General features: G+C 59.7%; 16 protein-coding genes, 1 other RNA gene and 1 riboswitch. Of the genes, 11 read left to right on the forward strand and 6 right to left on the reverse strand.

Features of this window, described 5'->3' with window-relative positions; all coding sequences use genetic code 11:
* Positions 1-35: 35 nt before the first annotated feature.
* A complete protein-coding gene (nudC, locus tag AC2FEE_RS20020) occupies positions 36-1,016 on the reverse strand; it encodes an NAD(+) diphosphatase (RefSeq protein WP_496867085.1) in 981 nt (326 codons plus the stop codon).
* A gap of 208 nt (positions 1,017-1,224) precedes the next feature.
* Between nudC and AC2FEE_RS20025 the strand changes: the two genes are divergently transcribed.
* Complete coding sequence (locus AC2FEE_RS20025; protein WP_496867086.1) at positions 1,225-3,072, forward strand: bifunctional 2',3'-cyclic-nucleotide 2'-phosphodiesterase/3'-nucleotidase; 1,848 nt, start codon at positions 1,225-1,227, stop codon at positions 3,070-3,072.
* Positions 3,073-3,111: 39 nt separating this feature from the next.
* Positions 3,112-3,210, forward strand: an RNA gene (ffs, locus tag AC2FEE_RS20030) — signal recognition particle sRNA small type.
* Positions 3,211-3,249: 39 nt separating this feature from the next.
* On the opposite strand, the gene AC2FEE_RS20035 is transcribed toward ffs, so the two are convergent.
* Positions 3,250-4,107, reverse strand: a complete 858-nt coding sequence (locus AC2FEE_RS20035; protein WP_496867087.1) for an alpha/beta hydrolase family protein — start codon at positions 4,105-4,107, stop codon at positions 3,250-3,252.
* Between the two features lie 141 nt (positions 4,108-4,248).
* Positions 4,249-4,469: riboswitch (cobalamin riboswitch) on the forward strand.
* An 81-nt stretch (positions 4,470-4,550) separates the two neighbouring features.
* On the opposite strand from AC2FEE_RS20035, the gene AC2FEE_RS20040 reads away from it, so the two are divergent.
* The gene (locus AC2FEE_RS20040) at positions 4,551-4,958 is read left to right on the forward strand and encodes a hypothetical protein (RefSeq protein WP_496867088.1); all 408 of its coding nucleotides are present in this window, start codon (positions 4,551-4,553) and stop codon (positions 4,956-4,958) included.
* 1 nt (position 4,959) lies between these two features.
* Here the strand turns inward: AC2FEE_RS20040 and AC2FEE_RS20045 are convergent, their stop codons facing one another.
* Complete coding sequence (locus AC2FEE_RS20045) at positions 4,960-5,463, reverse strand: protein-tyrosine phosphatase family protein (protein WP_496867089.1); 504 nt, start codon at positions 5,461-5,463, stop codon at positions 4,960-4,962.
* 133 nt (positions 5,464-5,596) lie between these two features.
* On the opposite strand from AC2FEE_RS20045, the gene AC2FEE_RS20050 reads away from it, so the two are divergent.
* From AC2FEE_RS20050 to AC2FEE_RS20070, 5 genes are all read left to right on the forward strand, one after another.
* The gene (locus AC2FEE_RS20050) at positions 5,597-7,348 is read left to right on the forward strand and encodes a DNA polymerase III subunit gamma/tau (protein WP_496867090.1); all 1,752 of its coding nucleotides are present in this window, start codon (positions 5,597-5,599) and stop codon (positions 7,346-7,348) included.
* 148 nt (positions 7,349-7,496) lie between these two features.
* Positions 7,497-7,841 (forward strand): YbaB/EbfC family nucleoid-associated protein, encoded by a 345-nt coding sequence (locus tag AC2FEE_RS20055; RefSeq protein ID WP_496867091.1) that lies wholly within the window; start codon positions 7,497-7,499, stop codon positions 7,839-7,841.
* A 64-nt stretch (positions 7,842-7,905) separates the two neighbouring features.
* Entirely contained in the window at positions 7,906-8,499 is a 594-nt protein-coding gene (gene recR / locus AC2FEE_RS20060; protein WP_496867092.1) for a recombination mediator RecR, read from the forward strand.
* Between the two features lie 51 nt (positions 8,500-8,550).
* Positions 8,551-9,027 (forward strand): hypothetical protein, encoded by a 477-nt coding sequence (locus AC2FEE_RS20065; protein WP_496867093.1) that lies wholly within the window; start codon positions 8,551-8,553, stop codon positions 9,025-9,027.
* A 145-nt stretch (positions 9,028-9,172) separates the two neighbouring features.
* Positions 9,173-9,661 carry a hypothetical protein gene (locus AC2FEE_RS20070; RefSeq protein WP_496867094.1) on the forward strand — a complete coding sequence of 163 codons (489 nt, stop codon included), beginning with the start codon at positions 9,173-9,175 and terminating at the stop codon, positions 9,659-9,661.
* On the opposite strand, the gene AC2FEE_RS20075 is transcribed toward AC2FEE_RS20070, so the two are convergent.
* Positions 9,658-10,287, reverse strand: a complete 630-nt coding sequence (locus tag AC2FEE_RS20075) for a ribonuclease T2 family protein (RefSeq protein WP_496867095.1) — start codon at positions 10,285-10,287, stop codon at positions 9,658-9,660. The genes AC2FEE_RS20070 and AC2FEE_RS20075 overlap by 4 nt on opposite strands.
* A gap of 130 nt (positions 10,288-10,417) precedes the next feature.
* On the opposite strand from AC2FEE_RS20075, the gene AC2FEE_RS20080 reads away from it, so the two are divergent.
* Together AC2FEE_RS20080 and AC2FEE_RS20085 are read left to right on the forward strand one after the other, a co-directional pair.
* Entirely contained in the window at positions 10,418-11,179 is a 762-nt protein-coding gene (locus AC2FEE_RS20080) for a DUF1013 domain-containing protein (protein WP_480595484.1), read from the forward strand.
* Positions 11,180-11,230: 51 nt separating this feature from the next.
* Positions 11,231-11,623 (forward strand): hypothetical protein, encoded by a 393-nt coding sequence (locus tag AC2FEE_RS20085; protein WP_496867096.1) that lies wholly within the window; start codon positions 11,231-11,233, stop codon positions 11,621-11,623.
* 38 nt (positions 11,624-11,661) lie between these two features.
* Here the strand turns inward: AC2FEE_RS20085 and AC2FEE_RS20090 are convergent, their stop codons facing one another.
* Positions 11,662-12,693, reverse strand: coding sequence for a permease (locus AC2FEE_RS20090; RefSeq protein WP_496867097.1), 1,032 nt, complete (start codon positions 12,691-12,693; stop codon positions 11,662-11,664).
* Positions 12,686-12,994, reverse strand: coding sequence for an ArsR/SmtB family transcription factor (locus tag AC2FEE_RS20095; RefSeq protein ID WP_496867098.1), 309 nt, complete (start codon positions 12,992-12,994; stop codon positions 12,686-12,688). The genes AC2FEE_RS20090 and AC2FEE_RS20095 overlap by 8 nt, the downstream gene beginning before the upstream one ends.
* A gap of 135 nt (positions 12,995-13,129) precedes the next feature.
* Here AC2FEE_RS20095 and pdxR point away from each other — a divergent pair, with 135 nt between their 5' ends.
* A complete protein-coding gene (pdxR, locus tag AC2FEE_RS20100) occupies positions 13,130-14,590 on the forward strand; it encodes a MocR-like pyridoxine biosynthesis transcription factor PdxR (RefSeq protein WP_496867099.1) in 1,461 nt (486 codons plus the stop codon).
* Positions 14,591-14,784: the final 194 nt, after the last annotated feature.

The raw sequence follows: 14,784 nt of genomic DNA on the forward strand, positions 1-14,784 counted from the left end.
GTTCGTGGTTCTCTTTGCTTCCAGCCTAGTATCTGTCAGTCCAGAGTATCCGCAAGCCAGTTTTGCAACAGGAAATGCGCAATGGCGCCCTTGCGGGCTGGCAGCAGCTTCGGATGCTCTCCTGCAAAGGCCTGCATCATCTCGGGCTTGCTGACCCACATCGCATCCTCGATTTCCACCGGATCAATGGTGATCTCGCGCGACAGCGCCTCACCCGCGCAGCCAAACATCAATGAGGCCGGAAACGGCCAGGGCTGGCTGGACAGATAACTGACCGCACCGACGGGCACGCCTGCCTCTTCCATCACTTCGCGCCGAACCGCAGCCTCGAGCGTTTCTCCGGGTTCAACGAAACCCGCCAGCAGTGAATACATACCCTCAGGCCAGCCCGGAGATCGCCCAATCAGCACCGAATCTCCGTGCGTGATCAACATGATGACTACCGGGTCGGTGCGCGGGAAATGTTGCCCGCCGCAGGACGGACAACTGCGCTGCCACCCGGCTTGTGATACTTCGCTGGCGGCACTGCAGCGCGCACAGAACCGGTGGGTCTCGTGCCATCCGATCACCGCCTTGGCCGCTGCGGCCAGTTCCGCGTCCCGGGCGGACAGGCGCGTCATGATCCGGCGCAGTTCGGCAAAGACATGGCCTCGGGGCAGGTCGGGATGTTGCTGCTCTGTCCGATCAACAAATGCTCCCAACTGCGACATGTCCAGCCCCTCGGGGGACCAGTTCGAGATATCGAGTCCAAAAACCGGATCTCCGTTCGAGAGGCCCAGAAATATTGGTTCCTCAACGCTACCGCCCGGCCCGTTTGCCACCAGATCATGAGTCATGGGTATCAGGCCCAGCTGATCCAGCGCTTCGCCCTGGACCAGCGGCTTGCCGCGCCATAGCAGCAGGCATAAGGCCAGTGGATGTGCCCGCATCTGCGCAAGCTGATCCGAATCCCCCCGGATATGCGCTGCACGATCCAGGCCCGAGCCGCCAAACGTCACAAGTTCCGCATGTTTCATGAGTGTTCCTTTGGGTCGTCGGCACAGGGCTGCCACGGCTGCAGCAGCGTTGCAATGGCAATTCCAAACAGCCGGAAACCTGAGATCGTCAAATGATCGCAGTCACACCTTAAATGTTGCGCCTAATATACTTTTTGGGGAAAATGCTTAACATATAACTGCCAAAAGTAGAAATTTGTCACACCCTATTCATCTGCCGCGCCCTGTCTTGAAGATACGGATATTGGCGACCTCCGATCTGCATATGAATCTGAGCGGCTTCGACTACTACTCCGACACCCCGGAACCCACAATTGGGTTTACGCGCACCGCCAGTCTGATCAGGGCAGCGCGGAACGAAGCGATGGCGGCAGGCGCGATGGTTCTGCTGTTCGACAACGGAGATTCGCTGCAAGGCACACCAATCGGTGAATGGGCTGCGGAACCGGCCAATGCACCACATATTCTGATGCAGGCCTTTGGTGATCTGGACTATGACGCCATCGGGCTGGGCAACCATGATTTCGGCTTTGGACTGCAGGTTCTGGATCGAGTTCTGGCCGACGCTCCCTGCGCGGTGGTGTGCAGCAATGTGCAAAGAAGGAACGCCGATCCTCTCTGGCACAGCCATGCAATCCTGACGCGCACGGTCCCGTGCCATGACCAGCAGGCTACGCTGAAAATCGGAGTGTTTTCGGTGCTTCCGCCACAGACCGCCAAATGGGAGTCGCACCGGTTGCAGGACCGGGTTACCATTGACGATATCCTGACCTGCGCCCGCAACAAGGTGCGGGACCTGCAGGCAGAGGGCTGTGATCTGATCCTTGCGCTGGCGCATACGGGGTTGGGATCGCCTTTCGCGGAACCCAATTTGGAAAACGCAATCATCCCGATGTCCGCCATCGACGGCATCGATGCCCTGATTGCCGGACATTCCCACCTGACACTGCCTGGCCCGGCGCATGAGGGGTTGAACCATGTCGATGCAGCCCGGGGGTGGGTTCACGGGAAACCCGTGGTCATGCCGGGGTCGGCTGGATCGAATCTGGGGGTGATTGACCTGAACCTGCGCAAGGCGGACGACGGTACGTGGACGATTAAAGACCACAGCACTGAATTGCGCGCGGTTTCCCCGACCCGGTCTGGCGGAGTGGCCCAGCCGGTTGCGGAAGACCCTGAAATACTGCGGCTTTTCACCAAAGGTCATTTGGAAACGCGCCGTCATACGGCGCAACCGGTGGGCCGCACCGATCAGCATCTGCACAGCTATTTCAGCTTTTGCGTTGCGGATAAGGGGCTTGCTTTGGCCGCAGCGGCGCAGGCGGCGGCCCTTCACCCGTATCTGCAGGGATCGCCCGTTGCGGAGCTGCCCGTTCTGTCCGCGATGGCGCCCTCAAAATTCGGAGGACGTGCCGGGCCGCGATTTTATACGGATGTGCCACTGGGACAGGTATTCCTGCGCCATATCAACGACCTGTATGTTTTTCCCAATGAATTGCAGGCCGTTGTCGTTAATGGCGCGCAGATCGGTGATTGGCTGGAAATGTCGGCAGGCGTGTTCAACCAGATCAAACCGGGGTTCGAAACCGATCTGGTCGATCCCAGCCGGGCCGGGCATAATTTCGACGTTCTGCAAGGGTTGAGCTATCAGATCGACCTCTCGCAACCTCCACGCTTTGACGCCGCAGGTCATCTGAGCGATCCCGCACATCGCCGTGTTCACGACATCCGATTCGAGGGCCGTCCCGTGGCACCCGACCAGCGCTTTGTCGTTGCGCTGAACAACTACCGAGCCAACGGGGGCGGCCATTTCCCCTTTGTCGACCAGGCCGAGCCGATCCCGCTGCCTGCACAACCCGTTCAGCACATACTGCGAGACTACATGTCGGGTGCCCTGCCACGGGACCCGCTGGAAAAAGCGCCGCGCGCCTTTCGGTTTGCTCCATTTCCCGGCGCGACAACCCTGCTCAGAACCGGTCCGAAGGCCCGCGATCATATTGCCGAGCTTGAAGAATACACTCCGCAGCTGATCGGAGAAGACGATGACGGCTTTTTGCTGATCCGTTTAACGCTCTGACGGGTTGTCATTTCCGCGCCTGTTGCCTATATCGTGCGTTGAGAGGTTGGCGCGGGCGAGCGCCTCGCCAACCTGGTCAGGTCCGGAAGGAAGCAGCCACAACGAGCCCCGCTTGGGTCGATGTCCAACCTCTCACTTCTTGCCCGTAGCGAACGTAAAGCGCCAGAACCGGCGAAGTCATGCGATCAGCCGTGGCCAAAGGGCTGCGTTGCGGCGCGCAAAAGCGCCGATGTGCCCAACTTCCAACAAGCCAAATTCACCGGGTGACAACAGGTGACGGCGCGCATCTGGACCGTACAGATCAGCCAATCGCCACACCGCATTGGGCGGTACCACATCATCATCCTCGAAGGTAAACAGGTCCACGGGCGTCCCTGACTGCGCCCAGCGCGCATCAGGCAAGGATATCCCGATTTCGGGCAGGTAGTTGCGTGGCGCGGTGCACCACCGCCGCCATTGCCAATATACCGATGCCGGCAGGTCCGCCCCGACCCCCAGCGCCTTGCCAGGAAGATACCCCAGGGCTTTCACCGCCAAGGGTGCGTGACCATACCAGAACAGCAAAGCCAGCGCCCGATACGGCCAGGGGTGATCCGATACCGTTACAGGGCCGGAACAGACGCAGATCATGCGGTCGATCTGATCGACGTCGGGCTGAATCGGCCCCAGCATCCCGCCGACCGAATGTCCGATGCTCCACTGCTGCGCATCGGGGAACCTGCGCCGCATTTCAGCGCGGGCCGCAGGCATGTCGACCAAGGCCCAATCGGCCATCTTGACCCGTGATTCTTTCAACGACCCGTTCAGAGAATGGCCGAAATCGCTGTAGTCGTAAGTCAGACAGGCCATCCCCCGCTCGGCAGCCAGCCAGCGTGCAAAATGCTGGTAATAATCTCTCGGTACACCGGTAGCACCGTGAATGACTACGGCCACCTGGGGCGCGGACGCTGGCAGATAAAGGCGTGCCGACAAGGTGCCCGCGCCGGACTGAAACTGAAAGTCCTCGATCGAAACGGTTTGTGCAGTGTCCAGCATGGTGCGGCCTCCGGATTTTGAACCGATTGGTTCACTTTCTTCAATCCGCAGCGTTTTCCGTCACAAGTCAACAGTGGTCGTACATGACCACGCGTCGACCTGGCCGTGCAAATTGCCCGCTTGACTCGGACCGCCCGCACCCGCTAGCGATGCCGTGATGGTTCTCGACCCCAATCCGGGGCGGGATGAAAAGGGAACACGGTGCGGTTCTGCCCCGGTTATACCGGAACGAACCAAGGCCGCGACTGCCCCCGCAACTGTAAGCGGTGAGCAATGCCGAAACACCACTGGCCGAAAGGCTGGGAAGGTCGGCAACGCGATGACCCGCAAGTCAGGAGACCTGCCATCGAACCAAAACCGAAACTCGGGCGGGGTGTCCGGGCAGGTCGTCAGCATGCTGTCACACCTGATCTACGCCCCGTCCTACGCGCGGAGGGCGCACAATGATCTGGAAGACCAAGACCCACGAATACTCGGCCACCGTATGCCAGCGAACCGGCAAGACCTGCCCAGCATTGGCACGGGTCGCGCGTGTCATTACTCAGGCGATAGAGACCGCCGCACCTGCAACAACCCCCGATTTTCAGGTCGAAGGCAGCAGTGAACTGGCCCATTGCCTTGAAGGTTGCACCGCCCGATTTCGCGCGCGGCCTGATCAGATTCGGGTCTTTTGCGGCACGGAACCCGATGTCTCCACCGATTCACTTGATAGGTATGCCGACATGATGTTCGCAGATGTGTTCAGCTCTCTGCCCGCCGATGTTATGGCCAACCCGCCCTGCGCGATGCTCGAGGTATTGATGCTGGCCGCAAGTCCGGTTGCGCAACAGGAGCAGCACGCGGCGCTCTAAGCTAGCTGCCCTTTCGGGCGCTGGCCGCCTGCGCCGCCCATTGCAACTGGCCGTCGGTTTCAACGGCGCAGGGCCGCACGGCGCGTAGACGTTTCAGCGCTGCCTCGGGCTGCTCGCCCTGTTCGACCATAAGGCGCAAGGCAACCATGCCGGACCGGCCGCAACCGCCCCGGCAATGCACCAACACCCGCCCTCCACGGGACAGGACTTGTGCCGCCGCCGCGCTGACCTCGGCCCATGCGGCCTGAACTTCTGGCGGTGGCGCGCCGAAATCCGTAACCGGCAGATGCGCCCACCCAATAGAGGCGGCGCGAAGATCGTCGCCGAGTCCGGCGGCGCCTTCCTGTAGCATTTCAATCTCAGTGGTCATGGAAACCACCAGATCCGGCTGCCAGTCTCGGATGCTACGAAGATCCTGCAGGTAGTTGCCGCCGCGCCCCGGGACTGGTGAAAGGGCAACCGTGCCATTTCCCACCTGCACGGCGTGAATCGCAAAGAGTCTCAAAAGATGGCCCTCCTGCAATCGTTTCTACGATGCGCAAACTGTCCTGCAAACCGAATTTCGCCTACAGCGGCGGTGGACGCGGGCGGCGGGGGTCTCTACGCTGCATTCTTGAACCGAATCCGACAGAGCAGACATGAACGACACGCCAAGCCCCGCCTATCAGGTTCTTGCCCGCAAATACCGCCCCGAAACCTTTGCCGATCTCGTCGGTCAGGATGCGATGGTCCGAACGCTGAAAAACGCGTTCGAGGCCGACCGGATCGCACAGGCCTTCATCATGACCGGCATTCGCGGCACGGGTAAGACCACCACGGCGCGGATCATCGCCAAGGGCATGAACTGCATCGGCCCCGATGGCCAGGGCAAGCCGACCACGGAACCCTGCGGCCAGTGTGAACACTGCGTGGCCATCATGGAAGGCCGCCATGTCGACGTGATGGAAATGGACGCCGCCAGCCGCACAGGCGTCAACGACATCCGCGAGATCATCGACAGCGTTCGTTACCGCGCCGCCAGCGCGCGCTATAAGATTTACATCATCGACGAGGTCCACATGCTGTCGACCAGCGCGTTCAACGCGCTGCTCAAGACGCTTGAAGAACCACCCGAACATGTGAAGTTCATCTTCGCCACAACCGAGATCCGCAAAGTGCCGGTGACGGTGCTGTCCCGTTGCCAGCGCTTCGACCTGCGCCGGATCGAGCCAGAAGACATGATCGGCCTGCTCAGCAAGATTGCAACGGCCGAGAAAGCCCAGATCGCGGATGACGCGTTGGCTTTGATCACACGTGCGGCCGAAGGGTCGGCACGGGATGCAACCTCGCTGTTGGATCAGGCGATCTCACACGGGGCCGGGGAAACCAGCGCCGATCAAGTGCGTGCGATGTTGGGACTGGCCGACCGCGGGCGGGTGCTGGACCTGATGGACATGATCCTGCGCGGAGATGCCGCGAGCGCCCTGACCGAACTGAGCGCGCAATACGCCGAAGGCGCGGATCCGCTGGCGGTGCTGCGCGATCTGGCCGAGATCACCCACTGGGTATCAGTGGTCAAGATTACCCCGGACGCAGCCGAGGACCCAACCGTATCACCGGATGAACGCGCCCGTGGTCAGCAGATGGCTGAGGCCCTGCCTATGCGGGTACTGACCCGGATGTGGCAAATGCTGCTGAAAGCGCTCGAAGAAGTCTCGGCGGCTCCGAACGCGATGATGGCTGCCGAGATGGCTGTCATTCGCCTGACCCACGTGGCCGACCTGCCGAGCCCAGAAGAACTGATCAAGCGGTTGCAGGATGCACCGCCGCCCCCGCCGAACGGAGGCCCCGATGGCGGCACCGTAGTGCCATCACATGCCCCTGCTCAACCTGCTGCTCCTGCGTATACCCCGACGGCACGCGGATCTGCCGGAGCGCCAACTGCCGCGCTGGCCCAGGACACCCAAGCGGCGCTTGCACGGTATCCCAGCTTTGACCATGTCGTCGAACTGATCCGGACGAACCGGGATGTGAAACTGCTGGTCGAGGTTGAAAACGGCGTGCGCCTTGTGTCCTATTCGCCCGGTCGGATCGAATTCACGCCTACGGACAACGCACCCACAGACCTGGCCCAAAGGTTGGGAACAGCGCTGCAGCGGTGGACCGGAAACCGCTGGGCCGTTTCGATTGTCGCCGACGGGGATGCCGCAACCATTGCCGAGGTCCGGGATGCCGCCGATCTGGCGCTGAAGGCCGAGGCCGAACAGCATCCTCTGGTGCAGGCCGTGCTGATGCAATTCCCGAAAGCGCGCATTAAACGGATTGAGACACCCGAAGAACGCGCCGCCAAGGTCGAAACCGAAGCTCTGCCAGAGGTCGAAGACGAATGGGATCCGTTCGAGGAGGACTAAAGCAAGCCCTCCCCGAAATTCTGCCGGGCCCAACCGGAGGAAAGGTCTTGTCAAAGACCTTGACGACGGGCGGGAGCACCCTCGCCCCTTGTGCCACGCGGATGGCATCCGTATTTAGGCGGCAAACCGATACACAGGAGAAAGAACGATGCTCAAAGGTTTAGGCGGTCTCGGCGACATGGCCAAAATGATGAAATCCGCACAGGACCTGCAAGCCAAGATGTCCGAAATGCAGGAAGAGCTGAACAACCTTATGGTCGTCGGTGAGTCCGGTGCTGGCCTGGTCAAGGCAACCGCCACTGCCAAAGGTGAACTCAAAGGTCTGGACATCGACCCGTCGATCTTCAACGGCGACGACAAGGAAGTGGTCGAGGACCTGATCCTGGCCGCCATCAAGGATGCGCAGACCAAAGCAACGGAATGCTCTCAGGCCGAGATGGCAAAGCTTACAGAAAGCATGGGCCTACCGGCAGACATCAAGCTGCCGTTCTGATAGACACTCCTGACGGAAAACCGGCCGGGCGCCCCTGCCCGGCCCTTTTGCAGGAGCACCCGCGGTGAGTTCGAACAGCGAAATCGACAACCTGATTGACCTGATGGCCAAGCTGCCGGGCCTCGGTCCCCGATCGGCCCGCCGCGCCGTACTTCACCTGATCCGCAAACGCGCCCTGTTGCTGACGCCGCTCTCGGACGCGATGCAGCAAGTGGCCATCACTGCCCGCGAGTGCCTGAACTGTGGCAATGTCGGCACCACTGATATCTGCGATATCTGCGACAACGAGGCGCGCGCGACCGGAGAGCTGTGCGTGGTCGAGGACGTGGCCGACCTGTGGGCCATGGAGCGCGCCGGAGTGTTCAAAGGCCGTTATCACGTTTTGGGCGGCACACTCTCGGCGCTGGACGGAGTCGGCCCGGACGAATTGCGCATTCCGCGCCTCAAGGATCGGGTCTTGGCCGAGGAGATCAGCGAAGTCATTTTGGCGCTGAACGCAACCGTCGATGGCCAGACCACCGCCCATTACATTGCCGATCAACTGGAGGGGCAGGTGCGCCTGACCTCACTGGCGCAGGGCGTGCCGATTGGCGGAGAGCTGGATTATCTGGATGACGGGACGATTACGGCGGCGTTGAGGGCGCGGAAGGAAATTTAGTCTTTTTTGGTATGTTTAGTTTATGCTGCAGACACAGATATTGGAGCGCTTATGAAGGCAGTTTTCGGGGCAATTGCTACACTGTCTATTGCAATTCAGTGCGTAACCGGGACGGCAAGTGCCGATGACGGAGGCAAATTGAAACTAATTGTTGTCTCTGATTGGCAAAAAGACCAGCGAGATGCATTCTACAAAATAGTTTCACGGAAAAGCCCGAGTATTGATCCTAACTCGAGGCCTGATCAGTTTGCTCATGCGGACGTAGCCGTTATTATCTTGGACGAATGGAAAGACGTGGATCAACTTGTTGAAGGGCCTCTCACGCCTATCTGGCAAAAAGTCCGTAACTCCCCACCAAATGTCACGCAATTTAGGCTGGTTTTTGAAAAAAAGATCGGCGGAACAACAGAGTTCATATTGTTTTCTCGAGAGGGTCCCGGTGACAAGACACTCATCTGCTATGCTGATACTGTTGTTGGTATACTCAACGAGAACTCTGAAGGGTCGTTTCCGCATAGCTGCAAGTAAGGCAAATAGACAACAATGAGCCTTGCTGTTGAGGAAAAAACTGTGAGTTGCGTGGTGCAAAAAAGCTGTCAAAAACTAGTCCGTTCCTTGCCCAAACAGGATTTCTAGGGCTTTCTGCCCAATCAAAGCTATCAGGATGCAATCAATGACCCGCCTTCTCACCCTCACCTTTGCCGCTTTCACCGCAACCTCTGCCCTGTCGCAGGAACTCATCGACAAAGGCTTTGTCGAAGGCTGGAACATTATGATGGACCCCGCGCTGGGCAATGGGTGTCTGATCCAGACGATCTATCAGGACCTCTCGGTGGTTCGCATCGGCTATGACGCGCTGGACAATCGCGGGTATTTCGCCGTTTACAACAAGGCTTGGGGCGAAATCGAACAGGGCAAAAGCTATCCCATCCGGTTCGATCTGGACGGCAAGAGCTTTGACGCCACCGCCATCGGCTTCAATCAGCGCGACGTGCCCGGTGCGACGGTGTTCTTCACCGATCGGAGTTTCGTTAAAGCCATCGCTCAGAACAAGACGATGACCGTCTACAACCCGGCAGGCGAAGTGGTGATGGCGATCGATCTCAACGGCACCGCCAAGGCGCTGGACTATGCGCGGGATTGCCAGAACAAAAAGCTCTAGCGAATCGGATCGAACAGCGCGTCCTTGGCCGTGCAGTCGCGGATCACGTCCCGACCGCAAGGCACCGGTTCAAGGTCGCGGGACAGGCACAGGCGCACCTCTTCAATGTAGCCCTGCTTGCAGGTGACGGTGATCATGTCGCGGTCAAGTCCGGGATTGGCTTTCAAAAAGGCTTCTTCCACCACCGAGGCGGGCAGTTTGACTGAGGCGTCCAGCTTGCGGAACACGTGTGGCCGCTCGACGCGGTCATAAGCTTGACGGGACAGAGCATAGTAGTCGGTCGCGCTGAGGCCCGAGCAGGTCCCGTGCTTTTTCCATTGATGCCATGCCAGGCCGGAACTGCCCTGAATATCGGTCATTTCGCGGGTCATCGCCCGCGAAGGTGGCGCCTCGGATGTGCGGCAATAAGACGGCCAACCCTGATGGTATTGCGGCCACAACCCGTGCAGGATCCAACCGTGGTCATGCCGTGTATCGCATTGGTCCGAGCCACGCGCATCACCTTCCCGCGCGCACCAGTTGGGCGACCAGCTCAGAGACAGAACATAATAGTCGAACTCTCCCGCCTTTTCGCCATCGGCCAGCGCCGCCACAGCGCTGAACACCCACAAAATTACCCAGCGCATTCGCCTCTTCCCTTCTTGCCTTTGCGCGACTATATAAGCCCCAAGTTCCCCGACAACGGAAACCTGCCCTAAGACCAAGGGGCCGCCGAATTCCGGCGACGGGATAGATGTATTTATAGGAGACGGGCTGATGGCAAAACCGCTTATGGCCAAGGCAACAGCCGTATGGCTGGTGGACAACACCACGATCAGCTTCAAGCAGATCGCGGATTTCGTAGGCATGCACGAACTTGAGGTGCAGGGCATCGCAGACGGCGACGTCGCGGCAGGCGTGAAAGGCTTTGACCCCATCGCCAACAACCAGCTGACGCAAGACGAGATCGATACCGCGCAGAACAACCCGCTTCACAAGCTGAAGCTCAAGTTCAACCCGGCTGCGTCAGGCGAAGAAAAGCGCCGTGGTCCGCGCTATACGCCGCTGTCCAAGCGTCAAGACCGTCCGAATTCGATTCTATGGCTGGTCAAGTTCCACCCCGAACTCAGCGACGGTCAGATCGCCAAGCTGGTGGGCACCACCAAACCGACCATTCAGTCGATCCGCGAACGCACCCATTGGAACATCTCCAACATGCAGCCAATCGACCCGGTTGCGCTGGGCCTTTGCAAACAGTCGGAACTGGACGCGATCGTTCAGAAGGCCGCTGCCAAGAAGGCCGCAGAAGGTGGCGTGATGTCTGACGACGAGCGCCGCAAGCTGGTTTCCACCGAGCAGTCGCTCGAAATGGACGCCGCACCCAAGATCCCGACCGCCATTGAAGGTCTGGAAACCTTCTCGCTGTCTGACGACCCGGCAGAAGAGGCCGAGGAAGAACCGATCATCGACGCCGACAGCTTCTTCAACCTGCCTAAGGGCGGGGCCGAGGATGAAGACGAAGACGATCTGCGCCCCTAACGCTCAGATGGCCCCGGCAGAACAGGCCGGGGTCTTTTTTTGCAGAAAACCATGCTGTCCACCCTGTCCAAATTCTTCGGCCCGCACCGTGCCGTATCGATCTATGCTTTCCTGAAAACCTGGGGTTTGCTGGTGGTCGCAATCGTTGGCACCATCATGGTGGCGACCGCATTGCTGGTACTCAATGACGATGGCACGCACGAGCATGACTCGTTCATCACCGTTGCGGTCCTGTCGGCAACGCCGATCAACGGCGACCTCAAAAACGGCGTCATCGCCTCAGTCCGTTTGCCGGATGGGTCGGCCAGTTCCATCAATGAACCCAAAGAGCATGTCGCCCGCACTGTCGGCACCACAGCCTGTGTGGAAAAACGCGTCTACGTCGAAAGTGGAGAGGCACGGTACCGATTCAAACTGCCGAGCCTCTGCGAGGCTAACCAATAAGCAAACCCGCCCGGTGTGATCACCGGGCGGGTTTTACTTCAGATCATCTGAAAGATGATCCCCGCGATGATAGCGCCTATGACACCCAACCCTAGATAAGTTGCAAAAACCCGGGGATTGACCAGCGACCAGACCGCCGCCATCGCCGGGATCGAACTGACCGCACCCGCGATCATGAACGACATCGCCGCCCCCGCGCTCATCCCCTGTTCCGTCAGCCCCGCCAACAGCGGCGGCGCTACGTATGAATTCAGATAGGCAGGCATCCCGACCAGCGCAGCGATCACGATTGGGACGATACCTTCACCACCGACCACGCGTGCAATCAGATCGGCCGGAACATAGCTGACCAGCAGTGCCTCGAGTACGTAGGCCAGCGCCAGCCATTTCAGTAGGAACAGGCCATTATGAACAAACTCGGACCGGAACCGCTGACGACGTTCGGGCTCGTGCCAGAACCGCCAGACTGGTTTGTCATCCTGCTTCGGACCACACCCGCAGCACCCAGCTGGTTTGTATTCACGCAGAGGTTGGGCGAATGCCCCCGAACGCGTCAGTCCACGCACGACGAAGCCCCCGAACAAACCCAACGCAACAGCAGCAACTGCTTTACCAATGGCAAACGGCCACCCCAATGCGCCCGCAGTAATCAGCAAGGTCGGTGGATCAATCAACGGAGAGCTGAGCCAAAAGGCCATCACAGCAGACAGCGGCGCGCCAAGCGCCAACAGCCCTGCGATGAACGGAATAACCTCGCAGGAACAGAACGGGGCCAACCCGCCGAACACTGCGGCAAGGAAAATCATCCGCGTCTCACGCCCTTCGAAAGCGCGGGCAACCATGACTTCGGCCCCGGTTGCCTTGAGATAGGACAGCAACAAGACAGCGAACAGGATGTACTGACCAGTATGCGCCAGCGCCTTACCCGCAAAAGTTACGACGTCACTCCAGTTGCCCGGGTCCAGAACGGCCACGGCGGCAAGGATTGCTACGATCAAGGCCCAAGGCGTTTTGATCAGATCCAGAGCGGCCTTGGCCGAAAACTTCGGGTTTTGTGTCAACTCAGCCATCGTTCGCGGCCTTTCCCACTTCGTCCGCGCAGCACTCGGCAAGAATGAACTGCGCCAGGTTTCTCAACTCGTCAAAACGGGCCCGGTTGATCGTGCTGCGCCCGACTTTCTCTTGCTCGACCACACCACCGGCAGCCAGAAACCTCAGATGATGCGCCAGGGTCGATGGGGCGATCCCCGTCCGCTCCTGTATTTCGCCAACCGTCAGACCGGCCTGCCCGGCCCGGACCAAAGTCCTCAGAACTTTCAACCGAGCCTCGGACCCCATGGCTGAAAACCCGGCTGCAGCGGTTTCCCACATCTCGTTTACTCCATTAAACTAGATTTCTAGTTATTTAGTCAAATCCAACCACTGGGTCAACCACCTGCATCACGAATTCTCGAGAATTAAGTAAGTCCAGATTGCTCACCCCATAAGTCCAATCTATAAGACCCTATGGCAATATCGGTCGAAACCTTCTTTCTAGAGCTGAACGGGCAAGGCACGCTGCAGGCGCAGATCCAGCAGATGATTGCCGAGGGCATCCTATCCGGCAGGTTCCATGTCGGGGAAAAGCTGCCCTCGTCCCGCAAACTGGCAGCCCATCTGGGCGTCAGCCGGATCACGGTGACGCTGGCCTATACCGAGTTGCTGGCCAATGACTACCTGACAGCCAAAGGCCGGTCGGGGTATTACGTTTCGCAAAACGCGCCGGTACCGCCGAAATACACTCCCGTCCAGCGGGGCACTGAAACTGTGGATTGGGATGGGGCGCTGGCCCGGCGGTTCTCAGGGGGCGATGTGCTGTCGAAACCGGCCGACTGGCGCAACTATCGTTATCCGTTCATCTACGGGCAGGCAGACCGGACCCTGTTCGACCACGCCAACTGGCGCCTCTGCGCCGTGCGGGCGCTGGGCCACAAGGATTTCGATTCCCTGACCGCAGATTACGTCGATCAGGATGATCCGCTGCTGGTCGAGTTCATCGCCCGCCACACTCTGCCCCGCCGCGGTATCGCCGCCCGCCCCGAAGAGATTCTAATCACCATGGGTGCGCAGAACGCGCTGTGGCTGGCCTCGCGCATCTTGCTGACTCACAACCGGACAGCCGTGATCGAAGACCCCTGCTATTACGCCCTGCGCAGCCTGTTGGAGCACTGGGATTGCGACGTGACCCCACTACCGGTTGATCGCGACGGGCTGCCGCCGGACGCGCTGCCCGAGGAAACCGACGTCATCTTTTCAACACCCAGCCATCAAAGCCCGACGACCTCGACCATGCCTGTCAGCCGTCGACACAGATTGCTGGAGCGCGCGCGAGAACTGGACGCGATGGTGGTCGAGGATGACTATGAATTCGAATTGGCCTTTCTGGGCGCGCCCTCCCCGGCGTTGAAGTCGATGGACCGGGATGGGCGAGTGATCTACGTGGGCAGCTTTTCGAAATCATTGTTCCCGGGATTGCGGCTTGGCTACATGGTCGGGTCCGAGCCGTTTATCCGCGAGGCGCGCGCGCTGAGGTCGTTGGTGCTGCGTCACCCGCCTGGGCATATCCAGCGCACGGCGGCCTATTTCCTGTCGCTGGGCCATTACGATGCGCAGATCAGGCGCATGTCCAAGGTTCTGGCACGACGGCGCGAAACTCTGGACAACGCCGTCGAAGAACACGGGCTGACCGTGGCCGGGCGCGGCATTCTCGGCGGGTCCTCGCTGTGGATGTCGGCCCCCGAAACTATCGACACAACCCGGCTGGCGCACACCTTGCAGGACCAGAGCGTTCATATCGAGCCCGGCGGTCCATTCTTCTCGGGACCGGATCGCCCGCAGAATTTCTACCGCCTCGGCTATTCTTCGATCCGACGGGACCGCATCGCACCGGGTGTGAAGCTGATCGCCGACGCCATTCGTGGTAGCTGACGCGCCTCTGGACTTATTCCGCCGCAAATTCTGGCCCTAACGCCGCCCGGTCCCTTGCGCCTAAACCATATCAAACGCTGGGCTGATGACCCGGCTCCACTTAGCTTTGCGCGGAGAACACACAGATGAAAATGACGACGGAAGAGGCCTTTGTTAAGGTTCTGCAGCTTCACGGTATTGAGCATGCGTTTGGT

This window comes from Ruegeria sp. YTSC199 (assembly GCF_059609725.1).